The organism is Lactobacillus sp. M0403 (assembly GCF_016101265.1).
GTDB classification, from domain to species: Bacteria; Bacillota; Bacilli; order Lactobacillales; family Lactobacillaceae; genus Lactobacillus; species Lactobacillus apis.
Window position 1 is genome coordinate 158,886 of sequence record NZ_JACFQV010000004.1, and the last position, 18,868, is coordinate 177,753.

At 35.4% G+C, this 18,868-nt stretch carries 19 protein-coding genes; 3 read left to right on the top strand and 16 right to left on the bottom strand.

Annotation, left to right across the window (positions count from 1 at the left end; all coding sequences use genetic code 11):
• Window positions 1–35 precede the first annotated feature (35 nt).
• Complete coding sequence (locus tag H3T48_RS06415; RefSeq protein ID WP_198188926.1) at window positions 36–2,438, bottom strand: phosphoketolase family protein; 2,403 nt, start codon at window positions 2,436–2,438, stop codon at window positions 36–38.
• Between the two features lie 286 nt (window positions 2,439–2,724).
• On the opposite strand from H3T48_RS06415, the gene H3T48_RS06420 reads away from it, so the two are divergent.
• Window positions 2,725–3,489: a DeoR/GlpR family DNA-binding transcription regulator gene (locus H3T48_RS06420; protein WP_198188927.1), complete on the top strand. Its 765-nt coding sequence runs from the start codon at window positions 2,725–2,727 to the stop codon at window positions 3,487–3,489.
• A 4-nt stretch (window positions 3,490–3,493) separates the two neighbouring features.
• A complete protein-coding gene (locus H3T48_RS06425; RefSeq protein ID WP_232349896.1) occupies window positions 3,494–3,871 on the top strand; it encodes a bacteriocin immunity protein in 378 nt (125 codons plus the stop codon).
• Window positions 3,872–3,952: 81 nt separating this feature from the next.
• Here the strand turns inward: H3T48_RS06425 and H3T48_RS06430 are convergent, their stop codons facing one another.
• The 15 genes from H3T48_RS06430 to H3T48_RS06500 form a co-directional block, all read right to left on the bottom strand.
• Window positions 3,953–6,562, bottom strand: a complete 2,610-nt coding sequence (locus tag H3T48_RS06430) for a glycoside hydrolase family 38 C-terminal domain-containing protein (RefSeq protein WP_198188928.1) — start codon at window positions 6,560–6,562, stop codon at window positions 3,953–3,955.
• A gap of 78 nt (window positions 6,563–6,640) precedes the next feature.
• The gene (gene scrK / locus H3T48_RS06435; protein ID WP_198188929.1) at window positions 6,641–7,513 is read right to left on the bottom strand and encodes a fructokinase ScrK; all 873 of its coding nucleotides are present in this window, start codon (window positions 7,511–7,513) and stop codon (window positions 6,641–6,643) included.
• Between the two features lie 5 nt (window positions 7,514–7,518).
• Window positions 7,519–7,899 (bottom strand): VOC family protein, encoded by a 381-nt coding sequence (locus H3T48_RS06440; RefSeq protein WP_122034499.1) that lies wholly within the window; start codon window positions 7,897–7,899, stop codon window positions 7,519–7,521.
• 13 nt (window positions 7,900–7,912) lie between these two features.
• A complete protein-coding gene (locus tag H3T48_RS06445) occupies window positions 7,913–8,686 on the bottom strand; it encodes a Cof-type HAD-IIB family hydrolase (RefSeq protein ID WP_198188930.1) in 774 nt (257 codons plus the stop codon).
• A gap of 6 nt (window positions 8,687–8,692) precedes the next feature.
• The gene (locus H3T48_RS06450) at window positions 8,693–10,087 is read right to left on the bottom strand and encodes a family 43 glycosylhydrolase (protein ID WP_198188931.1); all 1,395 of its coding nucleotides are present in this window, start codon (window positions 10,085–10,087) and stop codon (window positions 8,693–8,695) included.
• 15 nt (window positions 10,088–10,102) lie between these two features.
• Window positions 10,103–11,152 carry a PTS fructose transporter subunit IIC gene (locus H3T48_RS06455; protein ID WP_122034492.1) on the bottom strand — a complete coding sequence of 350 codons (1,050 nt, stop codon included), beginning with the start codon at window positions 11,150–11,152 and terminating at the stop codon, window positions 10,103–10,105.
• A 27-nt stretch (window positions 11,153–11,179) separates the two neighbouring features.
• Window positions 11,180–11,494, bottom strand: coding sequence for a PTS fructose transporter subunit IIB (locus H3T48_RS06460; protein WP_122034490.1), 315 nt, complete (start codon window positions 11,492–11,494; stop codon window positions 11,180–11,182).
• Window positions 11,495–11,504: 10 nt separating this feature from the next.
• On the bottom strand, window positions 11,505–11,972 hold the full coding sequence (locus tag H3T48_RS06465) for a PTS sugar transporter subunit IIA (RefSeq protein ID WP_198188932.1): 468 nt from the start codon (window positions 11,970–11,972) through the stop codon (window positions 11,505–11,507).
• The gene (locus tag H3T48_RS06470) at window positions 11,965–13,842 is read right to left on the bottom strand and encodes a transcription antiterminator (protein WP_198188933.1); all 1,878 of its coding nucleotides are present in this window, start codon (window positions 13,840–13,842) and stop codon (window positions 11,965–11,967) included. The genes H3T48_RS06465 and H3T48_RS06470 overlap by 8 nt, the downstream gene beginning before the upstream one ends.
• Before the next feature lie 174 nt (window positions 13,843–14,016).
• On the bottom strand, window positions 14,017–14,742 hold the full coding sequence (locus H3T48_RS06475; protein ID WP_109715211.1) for a GntR family transcriptional regulator: 726 nt from the start codon (window positions 14,740–14,742) through the stop codon (window positions 14,017–14,019).
• 12 nt (window positions 14,743–14,754) lie between these two features.
• Entirely contained in the window at window positions 14,755–15,675 is a 921-nt protein-coding gene (locus tag H3T48_RS06480) for a nucleoside hydrolase (RefSeq protein ID WP_198188934.1), read from the bottom strand.
• Window positions 15,676–15,738: 63 nt separating this feature from the next.
• A complete protein-coding gene (gene rpiA / locus H3T48_RS06485) occupies window positions 15,739–16,434 on the bottom strand; it encodes a ribose-5-phosphate isomerase RpiA (protein WP_074425683.1) in 696 nt (231 codons plus the stop codon).
• 125 nt (window positions 16,435–16,559) lie between these two features.
• The gene (locus H3T48_RS06490; RefSeq protein WP_046306275.1) at window positions 16,560–17,030 is read right to left on the bottom strand and encodes a DNA starvation/stationary phase protection protein; all 471 of its coding nucleotides are present in this window, start codon (window positions 17,028–17,030) and stop codon (window positions 16,560–16,562) included.
• Window positions 17,031–17,135: 105 nt separating this feature from the next.
• Window positions 17,136–17,699: a hypothetical protein gene (locus H3T48_RS06495; protein WP_198188935.1), complete on the bottom strand. Its 564-nt coding sequence runs from the start codon at window positions 17,697–17,699 to the stop codon at window positions 17,136–17,138.
• 130 nt (window positions 17,700–17,829) lie between these two features.
• Entirely contained in the window at window positions 17,830–18,447 is a 618-nt protein-coding gene (locus tag H3T48_RS06500) for a nitroreductase family protein (RefSeq protein ID WP_198188936.1), read from the bottom strand.
• 98 nt (window positions 18,448–18,545) lie between these two features.
• Here H3T48_RS06500 and H3T48_RS06505 point away from each other — a divergent pair, with 98 nt between their 5' ends.
• Window positions 18,546–18,860, top strand: a complete 315-nt coding sequence (locus H3T48_RS06505; RefSeq protein WP_046306268.1) for a helix-turn-helix domain-containing protein — start codon at window positions 18,546–18,548, stop codon at window positions 18,858–18,860.
• Window positions 18,861–18,868: the final 8 nt, after the last annotated feature.

The window sequence follows — 18,868 nt, forward strand, 5'->3', positions numbered from 1 at the left end:
TTTTATTTATAAGTAAAATGAGATGTACACTTAATTTATTTTAAGCCTGTCCATTTCCATTCTGTTACTTCTGGCATATCTTTACCATTGTCACGAATGTATTGGTGGTGCTTAGCTAATAAGCGATCCATTTCTGCAACAAAGCCTGCGCTCTTTTCAGCGTATTCTGGCATACTCAAGACTGCATCCTTTGCTAAATGGAAACGATCAAGTTCATTAACAACTCTCATATCAAATGGAGTAGTAATGTCGCCTTCTTCTTCATAGCAGTGAATATGAACATTGCTACGATTACGACCAAACCAGATTGATTGCATCATTGCCTTGTAGCCATGCCATGCAAAAATTACTGGCACATCAGTAGGGAATAATTCTTCAAATTCCTTGTCGGAAATTGCTTCTGGATTATCTGTTGTATTCATTAACTTCATTACATCAATGACGTTAATGTAACGAATTTTCATTTCTGGGAAATTCTTATGCAAAATGTCAATAGCAGCTAAAGACTCCATAGTTGGCTCAGTTTCAGTTGAAGCAAAGACAACATCAGGCTTAGCATTTTGATCAGTTGAAGCCCAATCAATATATGATAAACCGTGGTTAGCAATCTGAGTTGCTTCATCGATTGAGAACCATTGTGGACGTTCTTGCTTAGAAGTAACCAAAACGTTGATACATTCACGATCAGTAAATGCTTTTTGCGATACTGCTAATAAAGAGTTCGTATCAGCTGGTAAGTACTCGTGAATCAAATCTGGACGATTCTTTTCATATAAGTGAGTTAAGATACCTGGATCTTGGTGAGTATAACCATTGTGATCTTGTTGGAAAACAGTTGAAGTTGCAACAAAGTTCAAAGATGGGTAATCCTTACGCCAATATTGTTCCTTGGCTTTTCTTAACCACTTCATGTGCTGGGTTAACATCGAGTCAACAACACGTCCAAATGATTCGTAAGTTGCAAAGAAACCATGACGACCAGATAAAACATAGCCTTCAAGCCAGCCTTCGTCTTGATGCTCGGATAATTGAGAATCAATTAAACGACCACTTGGTGCCAAGTTCTCATCGTTTGGTGTATGAACTGAACCTTCCCATTGACGCTTTTGCTCATCAATAAATTTGAACAAACGATTTGATTTGGTTTCATCAGGTCCAAAGCCACGGAAATTGTCTGGGTTAAGTTCTGCAATTTCATTCAAATATTTTGCCCATTCAGTCATATCTTCTGCTTCAACTGAACCAGGTTGATCAAACTCTAAGGCATATTTACGATAATCTGGAAGGTTGAGGCGCTTAGCTTTGTCACCACCACCATTTGTAATTGGGTTGACTGCCATTCTGCTATCACCAGTAACATTATCAGCAGTTACCAATTCAGTTGGTACACCATTTTCATCAAACAATTCTGCTGGTTTATAGCTTTCAAGCCAATCAACCAACATATCTTTATGTTCCATGTCATCTTGAGCAACAGGAATTGGAATTTGGTGTGCTCTAAATGAGTTTTCAATAGGATTACCGTCAAGATCGGTTGTAGGTCCTGTCCATCCCTTTGGAACGCGGAAGATAATCATTGGCCAATGTGGTAAAGTCTCATCATTATTTTCACGAGCATTCTTTTGAATGGCTTTAATTTCTTCAATTACAGTATCCATTAATTTTGCCATTTCTTCGTGAACTTGCATGTGATCTTTATAGCCGTCAAATTCACCACCATTATATGCAGAAATAATGTAAGGATGCCAACCCATACCTTCAAAGTACTTGGTTAGTTCTTCATCTGACATTCTTGAAACGATGGTTGGGTTAGAAATTTTAAAACCGTTGATTTGTAAAATTGGTAGTACAGCACCATCTTTGATTGGGTTAATGAACTTATCACTAAACCAACTTGCAGCTAGTGGGCCAGTCTCAGCTTCACCATCACCGATTTCAACTGCTGCAATCACATCAGGATTGTCTAAAATTGCACCGGTACCATGTGAAAGTGAGTAGCCAAGCTCGCCACCTTCATGCATTGAACCTGGGGTTTCAGGAGCAGCATGAGAAGCAGAACCACCAGGAAAACTAAAGCGTTTGAATAACTTAGCCATTCCCTTTTCATCTTGTTGAATTTCTGGGTAAAGCTCACTGTATGAACCGTCAAGATATGAGTTAGAAACCATTACTTGACCACCGTGACCGGAGCCTTCGATATAAAACATATCCAAGCCATACTTTTTAATGACGCGGTTTAAATGTGCATAAATAAAGTTTTGTGGTGAGATTGTCCCCCAGTGTCCGATTGGTTTAGGCTTAACTTCACTTGCTTTAAGGTCATGCTTTAAAAGCGGGTTATCCATCAAAAAGAGTTGACCAACTGACAAATAGTTAGCTGCACGCCAATGGGCATCTACGCTCTTTAAAAATTCCTTTGAATCATAATCTACTGCCATATTATTTCTCCTATTTAGAAATTATTTACTTAAACTTTCTTTATACGGTTATTATACCAATTTTGTATTCAATATCAACCATTTCAAAAATTGGTTCGTTCCAATTTTAAAATAAGCATTTAAGCAAATTCCTTTTTTAAAAATATTGATTTACCAGTCTTTTTAACTTTAAACTTCAGTATAATTTTAGTTAAACACAAACAAACACATAAAATCCAATATGAAATACTGACTATTTGATTCTTAAAAAAATAAAAAATGCTAGATTATTTTTAGGAGAAATATTATGACTCAAGAAGAACGAATTCGCGAAATCAAAAAATTATTAGAACAAAAACATCACTTAGTTACAAAAGATTTAGCAGACTACTTTAATGTTTCGTTTGATACAGCCCGGCGAGATGTTCTTAGATTAACTTCCACAGGTCAAGCGATTCGAGTTCACGGTGGGTTACTGGCTAACAGTCACGACAATGTACCTAATTTCATTACCAGGAATCACATCGATTCCCCTATTAAAACGAAAATGGCACAGATGGCGCTCCGCTTTGTTCATCCAAATCAATACGATTTTATTGGTGCTTCAACTACGCTGAAAAAGCTATGCGAATTAATTTGTGGTATGGATTTGCAGATTGTGACAAATTCAATTGATAATTCCCTGGAATTGATGCAATCAAGACTCCCTGATGTTCGTCTTTTAGGTGGAAAAATCGACAAAGAACATCGCTTTAATTATTCAGTCACATCGATTGATACTTTAAAGCGAATGAGCTTTAATACAGCATTTTTTGGCACATCAAACGTCAAAGAAGATGGTGCTTATCTCACAAAGATGAGTGATGCAGAATTAACTCGTGTCGCTGCTTCGAGGGCAAAACAAGTTGTGGTAATCGCAGAAAATTATAAGTTCAACAGTCAAAATACTTCTCCGTTTATGTCAATCCCCTTGAGTCAGATCGATGTACTTATTACTGATAATCCGTTACCCCAAGAGCTAAAAGAAAAATTTGCGCCTAAAACACAAATTATTTCTGTACTAAGGAAGTGATGTAATGAGTGTTCACTTAATCGGTGCTTCATCTCCAAAAGAAAAAATGCTGATTAATGAAACATACAAAGAATTAGATCAATTTTATCGTAGTTTTTTTAATAATATTTATAACGAATTAAATATTGCAAAATATCGGCCAATTCGAGATGCAATCGGACTAGTTATGCAAAAATTCGAGTCAAATGATCATCCGCTGCAATATACTGGTAAATTAGTGCTGTATATTCAGGCTAACACTGCGCTTAATCATCTGCACTTATCCAATTTTCAGCAAAAGCTCCTACATAGTTTAAGTAACAAAACCAAACAGATAAGTTTAAATTTTGTTTACACTAGTCCCATCACGGACATAAGCGAATTTAAATTTAGTAATATTTAATTTCCTTCCTTTAAATAGAATGTATCCAAAAAAGCAAGTAATGCTTGAACCTATATGGTCCACTTTTACTTGCTTTTTATCTTATATTGAAAGTTTAATTGAAATTAAATCGTATGGAGAAATTTGTTGCTCGTCACTTGGCTCTTCAAGTGCGTTAACAACTTGACCTTTATCCCTAATAAAGTCTGGTAACATGACTGCTTGATTAGTCAAATTTTCCAATCTTAGAATATAACTATTTGAATCTGTCACCGAAGGATACAGCGCTGAAACCATTATTTCTTTCGGTAAGTTCAATAGTTCAATGTGTTCAGGTATCCTAGGAGTCTTTTCTATTGCCCAAATCTTGTTATCTAAACGATTGATAAAAACATTTAGACCTTGTAACTGGTATGAAATATTTGGCTGCAACCATTTATTTGTCAATTGATTATTTTCTTCTTCACTAAATTTGCCATCATCAAGTTTAAATGCAAATACAAATTTATTTTGTCCCTTTTCTTGAGCTGAAGGAGTTGCCATCATAATATGCCCCTGACTAGTCGTGTCACCAGATGCTCTTCCAGGCCGCCACTTTAAATTAGGTTTTCCTAATTCTCCTGTTGTTGCCATCAGCGTAACTTTAAGTCTTCCGTCTTCATATTGATACTCTTTTTGACCATATCCCCAAAAAGTGAAATGTTTATCTGCATCAATTAAGTTAAGAGATTTATCAAAATTGTATAAATTGACTGGCTTCTCAACAAACTCTTTTTGCCAATCAGAATCAATTGGCTCGTTTTTAGTTGTAACATAGCCTGCCTGAATCTCTGCTCTGACTTCTTCGGTATTTATTTGTGGTGAAAAACAAACTCTTAATCGATGAGAATTAATTTGATTATCAACCAGTAATTTAACCGCAACTTGTCCCAACTCATTAAACCAAATATCTAATGAATACGATAATTTACCATATCTAGGATTTTCTTCTGTATAATCAACCAAATCCAGTGGTAAACTAGCACTTCCTCTCAGAGTCATTACATCATGCTTGCCTTTGCTAATACCTACACTTTGAAAAGGTAGCGCCTGTTCTTTAAAGTCTTTATACGGGGAAAAATCATAAGTATCACCATCATTGGGTTGATCCAGTAAAGAAACAAAGTTTTTGATTTTAGTGTCATCATTAATTAAGGTAATCTCACCATCACAAAATTCAATAGCTTGCTTACCATTCGAAATAATGCCGTAACTACCAAATTTCCCCGCGGTAATTTCTGGTAATTTTTCATTGCTACCTATTACTTTGAAAACTTTATAGCCAAAGGCTGGTAATTGAACTTTACCTCTGACTCTTAATTCATAATAACTAGGTTCATCAGTATAATCCTCTCCATGGGGCGTTTGCATTAAAATGTGCTCTCTTGCAGGGTGATACTTACTAGAAACAATTTCTGCATCTTCCATCCCCTTAATTTTGATTTTTTTGGTTGGAGCAACAATATCCACTTCTTTATAACCGTCAAATTCATGTGGATCTGTATTAAACACTAGTAATTGAGATGAGGTTAATTTTAAGCATTGAGCAATTTTTTTCTTAACCATGTTCTCAATCCCGTCAACTAGCTCATCAACTTCTTTATATCGCTGCCAAATATCTTTTGCTACATTTTCTGAAACACTGCCACCAAGAGAATCATGTGGTTGACACTTTAATAATTTTTTCCAAGCTTTGGTCAGCAAACCATTACCGATATTAACTCCTACCTTGTGACCAATTACGCATAACGGCTCCACTCGTTTCAAAAGTTTCTGCTCTAGTCTAAAATTTTCTCTCTTCAATTTGCTTCTGACTGATCCAATTGACCGATGAACACGCGCATATGTAGGTAGGCGCAATTCTCCTCGATATTCTGGCAGACTCTCAGACCTATGACGAATTAATTCGACAAATTCAGGATAAGTAGAAATTTCGGTATAATATTTACTAATACTATTAATTTGTTCAACCGTCTGATTGATATTTTTAACTATATTCATCTGATCAATTCCAGAGGGAATTAAAACATCTTCATTTTGGTCATGCTCAGATTCAAATTTAATTGCTGGATCATATTTTTGTTCAACAAATTCATTTAACTTTTGTTTTGCTTCTGGCGTAATTTGACCTGTAAAATACCCAAATGGAAAATTAAGTGCAACTATTTCTTTGTTACCTATTCCATGCCAGCGAAAATAAGTCGAACCTGCTTGTCTTTTAAAGTTAATTCCTCGCCAGAAGACCATATTATCAATACCAACTTGTTTTAATAAGGTCGGCATCTGCGCATTAAAACCAAATGAGTCAGGCAAATAGCCAATCATCATTGGCTTACCATAGTTTCCTTCTGTATCCTTAATGCCAATAATTAAATTGCGAATAATTGATTCCGCAGTTGGCATCAGAGCATCAGTTTGAGTATACCAAGGGCCAATAAATAGCCTACCTTCATTCACTAAACGTCGAATTCTGGCCTTAGCTTCTGGATGAATTGCAACATATTCATCAACAATTGAAACTTGTCCATCCAAGCAAAAATTTGCAGTTGGATGTGCTTCCAGTTCGTCTAAAACTTCTGTAAATAATTGCTCTCCTAAAACTTGCTCATCCATAATCGAAAAATACCATTCTCGATCCCAGTGGGTATGATTTACCAAATAAGCAGTTGTCATTTTTATCTCCTTTATTATTTTAAAAAAGAGTGCACGTCAATTAACAAGTTGGTTAATACATGTGCACTCTTTTTAGGATTATTGTTTTAATAAATTTTTAGCTAACGCAAAGTCGCCAACTGTAGCTGAACCATTATTAGCAATAGCTGGCATAACAATGTACTGGTCTAAATTTGGGACTTTGACATAACTATTCAGCATCTTAGCAAAATCAGATCTAACTTTCTTTAAGAATGCTTCACTAACTACGCCCCCACCAAAAACAATTTTATCAGGACGTAAAATCAATGTAACTTGTAAAACTGCTTGGGCCACATAATAACTCAATATGTTCCAAACAGAATCAGTCAATGGTACTTCTGATCCTGGCTTGCCAACTCTTGCCTCAAATGTTGGTCCAGACACAAGTCCTTCCAAGCAGTCCTGATGAAATGGACATATTCCTAGAAAATCAACATCATCGGGATGCCTTTTTAACAAAACGTGTCCCATTTCTGGGTGTCCTTGACTGCCAACTAATTGACCATCAATTATGGCTCCACCACCCACTCCAGTACCAATCGTGTAGTAGACCAAGGAATCAATGTCTTCATTCGAAAGCAATGACATAACATATTCACCATATGCAGAACCATTTACATCAGTTGTAAAGAACATTGGAACATCAATGTCTTTTTTCAAAAAGCCAAGGAAATCAGTATTTTGCCATCCATTTTTGGGCGTGTCCGTTATGTAGCCATATTTAGAAGCCGTTTTGCGTATTTCAATTGGGCCAAAAGAGGCTATTCCAATCGCTTCTACAGGATACTTTTTAAAAAAAGCAGTTACTTGCTGAAGCGTTTCTTGCGGAGTTGTAGTAGCTATTCTAATTGAGTTTTTTACTTGATAATTTTCATTGCCAACAGCACAAACAAATTTTGTCCCGCCGGCTTCTACTGAACCTAATAACATTATTTTTACTTCTTATTTCTTTGACAAATTTCAATAGTTTCATTATTAGGACCATAAAAGTTAAAGTAACTAATTCCATGCTCCCAAAAAGGTAAGTGCATCACCTGTTGATCAATTAGCTTAAAACCTGCATTTTTAATCTTTTCGAACGCTTCATCAATTTCATCGGTATCAATAGCATAATGGTTAATTGCACCATTTACCGGGTTGGTCTCAGCTTCCCAAACTTCAAGCATTAAATCACCTAATTGGAAAAAGCCCGTCGCACTACCATTATTATCTTCTTGATTTATTAACTTAAAGCCAATCTTTTCATATTCAGTTACACTCTTAGCAAAATCATTAGTTGGAATCCCTACATGGGAAATCCCTTTAAAAATACTCATATTCAAAACCTCATTAAATCAAATCATACTTTTGTAAACCTTTAATTATCCCTAGTTTATCATTTGTATCAGTGACATACGTAGCAGAATTTTTAATTGCATCATTTCCATTACCCATTGCAATACCATAGTCCACTGCTTCAAACATGCTTAGGTCATTGTTACCGTCTCCAAAAGCGTAAGTTGGAACATGAAGATCCTCACTTTTAATTAGGTCAGAAATTCCTTTTCCTTTTGAATTACCTTTTAGAACTGTATCAATTGAATTAGGACCAGTTATCATAAAGTTTAATTCAGGGAAATGATCACTATACTGTTGATCAGCACAATGCGCTATTACCAAAATTTGATTAACGGGGTTTGTCCGGTAAAAATCGGGTGCTACTTGAGGAAATGATGAAGCAATGTTTTGATAAAAATGCCGAGATAGCGGCTGATCTTCAGAGATAGCAATTTGTTCATAATTGTAAAAACCAATGATGTCATCTCTGCTGTTTGCATAAGTCAGTACCTGCTGACACAAGAGTGACGGAATAGTTCGATTAAACTTCACTTGACCATTAAACTCTACATATTGTCCATTAGTCGCAATCAGAGAATCAATTTCACATTCCGCCATAATTTCACGAACTTCAAAAGCGGCACGACCTGTACAAACTATTGGAATATTTCCGTTAGCTTTTAAGCTTCTTACAGCAGCACTTACTTCAGGTAAAACAGTAGAATTACTCGATAGAAGAGTTCCATCCAAGTCAAAAAATACTAGAGAATTAATTTTATCTGCCATAAACAATTACTTTCTCAAAGTAATATTTGAAAACTCTGCTTTACCGTTAGATACGGCTAATGTCAAATCATCACCAAATTTTTGGTACACACGTGCAATTAAACTAATACCATTTACAACGATAACAGCTATGTCATCATCAACCATCAATTTAATGTGCATTTTTTCGAATTCACTCTTTGCAAGTGGGCGATCAAGTCCCTTATTCATCATTTGGAACCATGGCCACTCCGGACTTTTATCAAAGACAAGTCTCCGATCGTCAGCTGACAGCAGATATTGATATGATTCATCAGTTTCGACATTTTTAAAGAATCGCAAAGCAATATTGCTAATGCCGTCTTGACAAGTTACATCCATATCTAAAACAAAATGTTTACCAACGTTTTGAGCAATTATTTTTTCAGTTCTTCCAGTTTGATTATCAATTAATAAATCAGCAAGGTGTGTTTCTTCTGTAAATTGGTTGGTTAATTCATCAGGTAATTTGGTAGCTAGAGTTCCATCATTTCTTTGCACTAATTCTAATGGAACATACGTACCGCCCCATTCCCAGTTAACCTTGTCACCTTTGCCTTCTTCTCTGGTCGGTACCCAACCAAATAAAACTCTTCGTTTACCATCAAAGGCCGTTCTAGCAGCATAATATGCACGACCGTCAAAGGAATCATCTTGAGGCTTTAACCATGGACCATCAATATTCTTGCTCATCCGGTACCTAGTTTTGCTTTGCTCGCTATATTCTGTATATAGTAAGTACCACCAATCTCCCATTTTAAAGAGATCTGGCATTTCCAGCCCTGTGTACAGATTTGGCGCAAAAAAGTCGCCTTGGAATGTCCAGTCTTTAAGATTTTTGGAAGTGAAGGAAACAATTCTGCCAGTTAATTTGGATTTTGGACCTGCTAATCTTGTCCCCAAAATCAGCAAATATTCTTGCTTATCTTCATTCCAAATTACCCAAGGATCTCTCCAATCTGTTTTGTCATAACCTTCTTGAGCTGGTAATAACAATTTATCAACATTTTTTTGAAAATGATCGAAATCAGTACTTACACCATGAAGTAAGACTTGGGAAGCTCGTCCTTCCTGCTCAGCTTTTTTATTATAGCCTGTGTAAAAAGCTTGTACTTTTCCATCAGCTTCAAAAACAGATCCTGCATAAATCCATTGTGCTGGATCGTCTGCGCTACCTGCAGGTATTGCATCCCCATGATCATCATAATTAACAAAATCAGTTGTAGTTGAGAGCGACCAGCCAAATGGTTCATCATTATCAGTCAGAGGACCAGGTTTTCTAGGGTCTCTTTGGTGATACAAATAAAACTTTCCGTCTTTACCAAAGGGCATAATATCGCCCATCCATTTATCTTCTGTAGGTTTATAAAAAACTTTGTACATTTTTACTCCTTTTATTTAATTTGCCGCAGCTTCTGCTGCAACTTTTTGGTCACGATGCATTAATTTCTTAAGGAAATTGCACATTACTGCTCCAACTACAACGCCAATTACGATCGATAAGCAATACAGCAAAATATTTGAGTCAAATGGAGCCGCCATAAATGTTGATAGAGCTGTTTTTTGCGTTGTACCAAAGAAAGCGTTTAATGCACTAGCTAGTCCTGAGCCAACCATACAACTAGGAATAACAGCCAGTGGATCTGAAACTGCAAACGGAATTGCACCTTCTGTTGTGGCAATAATACCCATAATTAAAGCTGTAGTAGAATTTTCTTTTTCGTCTTGACTATAATACTTTTTACCCATGAAACTTGCTAAAGCCATGATTAATGGAGGAATACCAATTGCAATAAAGCAAGCTGTACTAATTGCATATCCACCTGAAGTGTATGAAGCCATACTAAATGTATATGCAACTTTGTTGATTGGACCACCCATATCTGTAGCCATCATCGCTCCAATAATTGCAGCAACTAAGATTTTGTTTGAACCACTAATACTTGCTAGCCATGAAGTTAAACCGTTTTGCATTCCTCTAACAGGATCACTGAAGACATAGAAGATTACTAAACCACCAATTAACACTGAAGTTAGTGGAATGATGAAAATTGATTTTAGCGAAATTAAACTCATAGGCATTGGTAACTTTTTCAGCCAATATACTAAATAGCCGACTAAAACACCAACTACCATTCCACCAATAAAGCCCATACCTAATTTGTTAGCAACCAAGCCAACAATAAAAGCAGGTGCAAGCCCTGGTCTATCAGCAATCGAGTATGAAATATAGGCGGCGATCATTACAGGAATAAATCCTAATCCCTGCTGACCGATCATTCTTAAAATTCCCCAAATGTTACTGGTTTGATTCCAAACTCCGTTGCCACCACCAATAACGGCAATTGAAACAATCAGTCCGGAAGCAGAAACCAGTGGAATCATGTAAGACACTCCTGTTTGGAAGTGGTCTACTAAGTCCTTAAAAAATTGTTTTAACTTGTCCATTTATATAACCTTTTCTTTCTGTCTTTATCAGTTGTCAATAATTTCGTGCGCTTTTTCAATCGCTTTGCTACCGTCTTTCACGACCTCTGATGTTCCCATTTTCACAATTTTTTTACCATCAAAGCGTTCTTTTTCTCTAACATTTGTATCGACCGCAAAAATGACGGCATCTGCTTCAGCAATATCCTTAGCACTAAGTTTATTTTCAAAACCCATTGCACCTTGAGTTTCAACTTTTATTTGATCACCATTTTTTTTGGCATATTTCTTCAAGTTTTGTGCTGCCATATATGTGTGTGCTACTCCTGCAATACAAGCAGTTACTGCTACGAATTTACTCATAATTTTTCTCCTAATCTTCTTCTATTTTTTTAAAGATATTAACTAACTTATCTGGATCATTTTCTGCCTTGATTTCTTTGACAAAATCGTCATCCATTAATTTTCCTGCGACTGTAGCCAACATTTTCAGATGTTCTTTACCAGTATCTTTTTCTCTAGCCGCCATCAAAAAAATTATTGAAACTTTGCTACCATCTAAGGAATTCCACTCTAGTGGCTTGGTTGTTTTTGCAAACATTAGCGACGCTACATTGACAGTAGAACTTTTACCATGTGGAATAGCGATATTATTGCCTATTCCTGTTGTTGTCTGACTTTCACGTTCTAACACATCATCTCTAAATTTTTTTGCATCACTTACAATTTCATTTTTTTCCATTATTTTTGCTAATTGCGTGATTGCATCTTCTTTAGAAGATGCATTTAAACCAATGACAATATTATCTTTCGAGATAAAATCATTACTTTTACTATTCAAATTCTTCACTTCCTAAAAGCCTAATTATTTCCTGTTTTGATGTTAATCTACACAAACTTTTTAACATTTTTTTATCTTCAAGAATTGCATTGAAGTAGTTATAAATTTGGTCAATTGAGCCTTTGATACTTTCGTTCATTGCCATAAAGAAAACGATATTTACCTTACCTTTATCCCAATCAATACCATGTGAATTAAGATAAATTGCAATCCGAGGAGTTTTAACATATTTAATTGGCGCATGTGGCATTGCTACAAAATCCATTTCAGTACTCGCAACTTTTTCCCTTTCAATCGCAGCCTCTGCAATTCCAGAAAGTGCATAGTGTTTATCGCATAGACGTTTGCAAACTTTTTTTATTGCTTGATCACGATTGATTTTTTGGTTATCAACTATGATTAAATCGGGCTCAACCAATTTCATAAATTCTGTTGCTTTTTCTTGAAATTTATTCAGCTTGTCAAGAGCAGTTTGTATCTTTCTTTTAGACTGAACGTCTAGAAATGGTGGTACAACTACTACATTTTTTTGCCTAATATCTAAATCTACTGTACTTATTATTAAATCTTCAGTAATTGGTGCTGCCATTAATTCAGAAACAGATACCACCCGGTTAACTTCTAGTTCATCAGAAAAATATTTCTTAATTCTTTGCTCTAAAAGTCTGGCAGTTCCCAGTCCTGTGCTACAAACAATTACTGTCTTTACTCTTTTTTCTTCTCTCCTTTCTAAGAAACTCTCAATATGTAGGGCAATATATGCAATTTCATCATCATTGATGCTTACTGAAAATCTTTTTTCGATTTCAATACTTAAATCAACTGCTTGGTTGTATGCATAAGGAAAGTTCCCTTTAATACTATCTTTGTATGGATTTTTTATACTAAGCCCCAGCTCAAATCGATGCAAAGCTGGTACTAAATGTAAAATCAAATTATTAACAAGAACTTCATCATAGTGGGTTAAATTGCTTTTTAGAAACTGGCTTAATTCCCCATTCTTAGAGTTTTCCTTATCTTTTTTTGGACTTGAATGTGCTTTTTGATCCGATTCAGCTGCAAGAATATGAATATTAATGTACGCCTGTTCAGCTACGGGAATAGCAAAACCAAAGTTTTCTTCAAGCAAATTTGAAAGCAAAATTGTATTTTTGGATAAAGGATGACTACTCAGTTCAGAATCAGCCTTTATAATTTCCTTGTTCTTTATTCTTTGAATTGCAATCACTAGATGGACAGCCAAAGACTGAAACTGATAATCATTGAGTTTAATTGAACTGACCTTCTGAAACTGATTAAGTGTAGTTACAACATCTTTAAAAATCACCTGATCAAAAATGCTTTTCAGTTCATTTGGAACATTGATAACCATCTTTAAATCAGTATTATGTTTGACCTTTAAGCTATCACCCCAATAAAAGCCAAGGAGCTGTGTCATTAATTTCCTTCGAATATTTTCAGAAGCCTTAATAAAAATCCCCTTTTCATCACTCTGTAACTTAGCTCCTTGCTTTTCTATTAGACTTTTAATTTGCTTTAGGTATCCTTCCAAAGTTGTTCTACTCACATAATAACGATCAGAAAGTTTTTGAATTGTTATATGTTCATTAGTTGTTAATAGCAATGAAAGTATTGCCAATTTTATTTCTTGCGGACTTTCATTATTTGCCTTTAGTTCACCATCTTGTAAAGAAGAACGAATTTTTGCGGTATCACCAGCAAAATAAATGCCTACGCTTTGTTTTCTAACGAGTTCGACATTAAATGGCTTAATTTCTTCGGCAATTTCATTTAAATACTTATTAACAGTCTTTCTAGACATTCCAATATTATGTTCAATATTTTTGTAATGAGTTACACCTTCATCCAAGATTTGCTTTACAATTTTTACTTCATTCTCATTAATAGGATCACCTTCCTCCTGAATACGCTTTCAATTATAGGTCAAGGATATTCATTTAGATACATGGCAAAGTAAAACAATGAAAGTATACTTTTATAAACAAAAGACCGAGAAATTGATTCTCGGTCTTTAAGATATGCTCTATTTATTTAAATTTACGAACGTGTTGAACTTCATGTATTGGTAATGAATACGCATCGTTGATACCTCAAATGGTGTACCATCATCCAAAAAGAAGATACCCTCAATTACTCCAACAGGTTCTGTTTCTTTTAACTTTAGTTTCTCTTGATCCTCATTACTTGAAGGTTCAACTGTGATATTGAGAAAGGCTTTAGTAACAACCTTATTCTGTGAATCCTCTAAGTAATTAAACAGCGATTTTTTCAAATGTTCAGGCTTTAATTCAGGAACAATTTTAATCGGAAGGTAGCCTGTCTCAATTAAAAATGGTTGTTCATCAAGAAATCTTAATCTCTTAAACTCATAAACAAAATCATCTTCATTTAAAAACAGATCTTGCCTGATTGCCTCTGGAGCTTTGATGACATTATAGTCTAGTAATTTAATGCTCTGCTTTTTGCCAGGGACTTTTAGACTATCAGTTAACCCTAAATTAGAGCCCTCATAGCGAAATAAGGATTGGTTCTTTAAATATAAAGGATTAATGAAAGTCCCACTTCCCCTTTTTTTAAAAACAATTCCTTGCTGAGATAGAAGCTCCATTGCTCGTTTCATTGAAGAACGACTAACCTGATAATGTTCAGCAAGACTTCGCTCGTCTGGGAGACGCATCCCTTCATATTTGTTATCCAATATATTTTGTTTTATATCGTGCATTACTGTGCGATAAACGAAATCTGCCATTTGCTACCTCAATTACTTTGCCTTTTTAATTGCACTAATAAACCAGTCTTCAAAAGCTTGACGATCAACTTTCACACCGACTTCTGCATTAGCAGGCTGATGATAAAAATCGTCAAAATCAATTAGTGAAGCTCCATAAGAGTACATGCTTTTGGTGTCAACTGCAACATATGCAGACTTAAAGGTGTACATTTCTGGCTTGATTAACATTCCAGCTGCAAGGGCATCGTATATTTCACGCCCATCACCTTCTGTTTCATCATGCAGATCAGTCAAGATTTGATATAACATTTCCCCTGTCTGATTCAACGTTTTAATTTGCTTTAGCGTATCAGGTGTAATAAAAGCTTGATGTCCTAGTTCTAGTGGTGCAAGCAAAATTTTCAGTCCACTAGAAAAAACAATCTGTGCTGCTTCAGGATCACCAGCAACATTGTACTCACTATACGGACTCCAATTGCCGCGACCTATTGCGCCACCCATTATTACCAGCTGCTCAATATTAGCTAAATCCTCTGGGTATTGTCTGAAATACAAGGCAAAATCAGTTGCTGGTCCAATTTGCATTAAAATTACTTTTTCACTGCTATTTGCAACTACCTCATGAATGGCATCTGCCGCAATCCCAGCTTTTAATAGCGACATATCCGGTTCAGGAAATTCATAGCCACCTAAGCCGCTTTTACCATGAACATCTGAAGCATCAATTTGTTGTCTCAGAAGTGGACATGAAGCGCCTGAAACTACAGGCACATTCGTATTCAAAAAAGCCTCTAATTTCAATGTATTAGTCAATGTTTTTTTAAGTGGCACATTGCCCCAAGTAGCGGCAATTAGCTTAACATCAAGCATATCTGAAAACAGAGCAATTATAATTGCTGCAACATCGTCAATACCAGGATCAGTACTGATAATTAATGGTTTTTTAGTCATTAAAATCCTCTTCTTTAAAGCGAACGCAATTCATCATGCATAATATGCAGAATTTCACTACATTTACTGCTTCTTTCGATCTTCAATTTGGCCGTTTGAATGCGCAATAATCACTTCATCACACACCTCAAGGAAAAGCCCGTTTTCAACTACACCAACAACTTTATCTAGGTAATCCGCTAAACCGTATGGGTCTGGAATTGGATCAATATTCAAATCAATGATGTAGTTACCATAATGAGTAACAAAGCGCTTTTCGCCATTCATACGCCATTGTGGCTTCAAGCCATCTTCTTTAAACAAACGGAAATTCTGCTCGCAAGAAATTGGCAAAACTTCGACAGGTAATGGAAAATCACCCAATTGATCAACGAGTTTTGATTCATCCACAATCCACATATTTCTTTCCGAATTAACCGCAACATTTTTTTCTAGTGTCAGTGCACCACCGCCACCCTTAATTCCATCGAAATTACTTGCAAATCGGTCAGCTCCATCAATTGTTAAGTCAAGATGGTCAACTTCAGCCAATTCACTAACTTTAAAACCACAGCTCTCCAATTGTTTCTTGCTTCTACTTGAAGTTGTCACTACTGTGGCTATGTTTAGACCTTCTTGGTCCTTACGTTTTCCAAGCTCTTCAATCAAAAAGGCAACAGTCGAACCTGTTCCAACGCCTAATTTCATTCCATTTTCTACTAAACTAGCTGCCTTTTCGGCTGCTTTTTGCTTTAATTTGTCCTGTTCCTGCTTATCCATTGTTTTTTGCTTTCTTTTCATCAACTATTTGTCATTGAGTAAGTTAATTTCATTATAGCAAAAATAATTTTAAAAGAAGACAACAAAAAAGGCAGTTAACAAAAACTGCCTTTTAAAACTGGTTTTTATTCTGGATCAATTTCAGGTGCCTTATTTATTTCTCCTGACATCATCCAAATCCGTTTTTCAACATCAGCAAGGAAACCTGTTAATAAATCATTTGTCGCATAGTCTCCTTCTTCATCACTAACCTTTATTCCCTCACGATAAAGATTTTCAAGGTAGTGGTAGCCATCGATGATTTTAGCGTAGCGCTCATCAATTGTTTCATCCCAGTTTCCTTTTTCATCCTTGATATTTGTTTTTGCTGCGATCTCACTCAAAGTAGATACTGGCGAACCGTCTAATGTAATTAAACGTTCAGAAACTTCATCCAGTTGATCAGCTAATTCATCCATTACCTTATCTAAATATGGGTGCAATTTCAAAAAACGGTTGCCACGCATATACCAATGATGTTGATGAACAATCATGTGTAATTGTGTCAAATCAGCAACTAATTGATTTAAAACTTCTTTAGTCTTTGGATATTTCATATAAAAGTGCCTCCCAAATCTAATAAATTTGTTACACCTTTATTATATCGAGTGCACCTTGTTAATACTAAAATATTGATTGTAAATCGTGTTAAAGCAAAAATATTAAGCTAATTGCCTGCCGCAGATACTCTTTTGAATCAAGTCCAGTGCTGCCTTAGTCTTAGCAGTACAAGTTTGATTGTCATAAACCTTATCACGAGCAGATGAAATATATTTCTTTTGTCCACCATCAAGTTCCAATTCAATTCCATAAGGGTTTTTAATAACAGAAACTTTTGTCAGGAACGGTAAAGAAATAATTGGATCAAACAAAGCAACAGAAGGTAGCTTTTCTACACCACTTTCACCAAAAGTTTTTGCATCTTCAACTTCATCCATGTTTAAGCTCTTCATTGGGGTATTAGGTCCTAAAAAAATCATCTCAAACTTTTTCAGCCGAGTACTAAAGTCATAGTATCTAATTTGGTTAGCAGAAATTTCATAATAACTGTAATCATATTGAAGTGCTGTTGGGTAATAAATGCCTGAAACAAATAGAAAAACTGCCACTGAAACACCTAAAGACCAAATAACTGCATTAACACCAGTTGTCTGGAAAAGAATTAATGCAAATGGAAATACAAAAAGTGCCCAAAAAATTGAGAAAAACAATGGCCAGTAATTCATCTTTTTACCAAAAGTGATCATATAAATCGCTCCCTTCTATTAATTTACCAGTATTCTAGTCCCTTTTAATAGAAAGTTAAAGCAGTATAGCAACTTTTTTAAAATAATCCCGATATGTTCTTCAAGGCGATTAAATTATAAACCTAGTAAAGTCAGCAACAGATTTGCGAACCTTTGGCCTTCCAGGCTCATTTGCTTTTCCAAATGGAATAATTAATATTGGCAACCAATCATCAGGAATAGATAAGAGCTCCTTAATTCCAGCAAAATTTACACCTCTCATTGGGGTGCCATCATAGCCATATGCACGAATAGCGGATAATAAGTTCATTGAGAATAAGCCACAATCTAATTTAAGCGCTTCTGGACCTTTGTCGATTGGGGACATTTCATAAAATTTCGTCATTTTTTCTTTGAATTTTTCTATTTCTTCAGGAGATAAATGCTCATTACGCGCTTTATAATCTGCTAAATGATCCACATCATATTCAAGTGGATCCCCAAAAACGATAAATATTGCTGCTGCATCTTCAATCTGACTTTGATTAAAAGATAGGGGTACCAATTGTTTTTGTACTTCCTTGTTCATAACTGTAACAACCTTCCAAGGCTGTGTGTTATTTCCTGACGGCGCTTTTGCCGCCAAAGACAGTATTTCTTCTATTTCCTGCTTTGAAATACGATGACTAGTATCAAATTTTCTAATTGATTTTCTCTCAGCTAAAAAATCAATAAAATCTTCCTTCATAGTTTATTCTCCTTATATTCTTTGATATAGTAACTTTAAACTACAGTAAAAAATAAACAAGTACTAATCTTTTTGTTACTGTAAATGGAGGAATATTAATGAATCAAGTTTCACAGACCAGTTGTGGCATTTCCAAAGTAATGAGTCAGTTAGGTGGAAAATGGAAATTTTTGATAATCTGGCGAATTCATCAGAATGAAGGAATTAGATTTAATCAATTACAACGAGATACTAACGGAATCACTAATGTAATGCTCAATAGATGCCTAAAAGAACTTACCCAAGACGGTTTCGTATTAAGAAAAGACTTTCATTCCGTACCACCACATGTGGAATATTACCTTACCAAACAAGGAAAGAGTTTCATTAAGATAATGGAGGCTATGAATGATTGGGGTGAAAATAATCTTTAATAGACTTT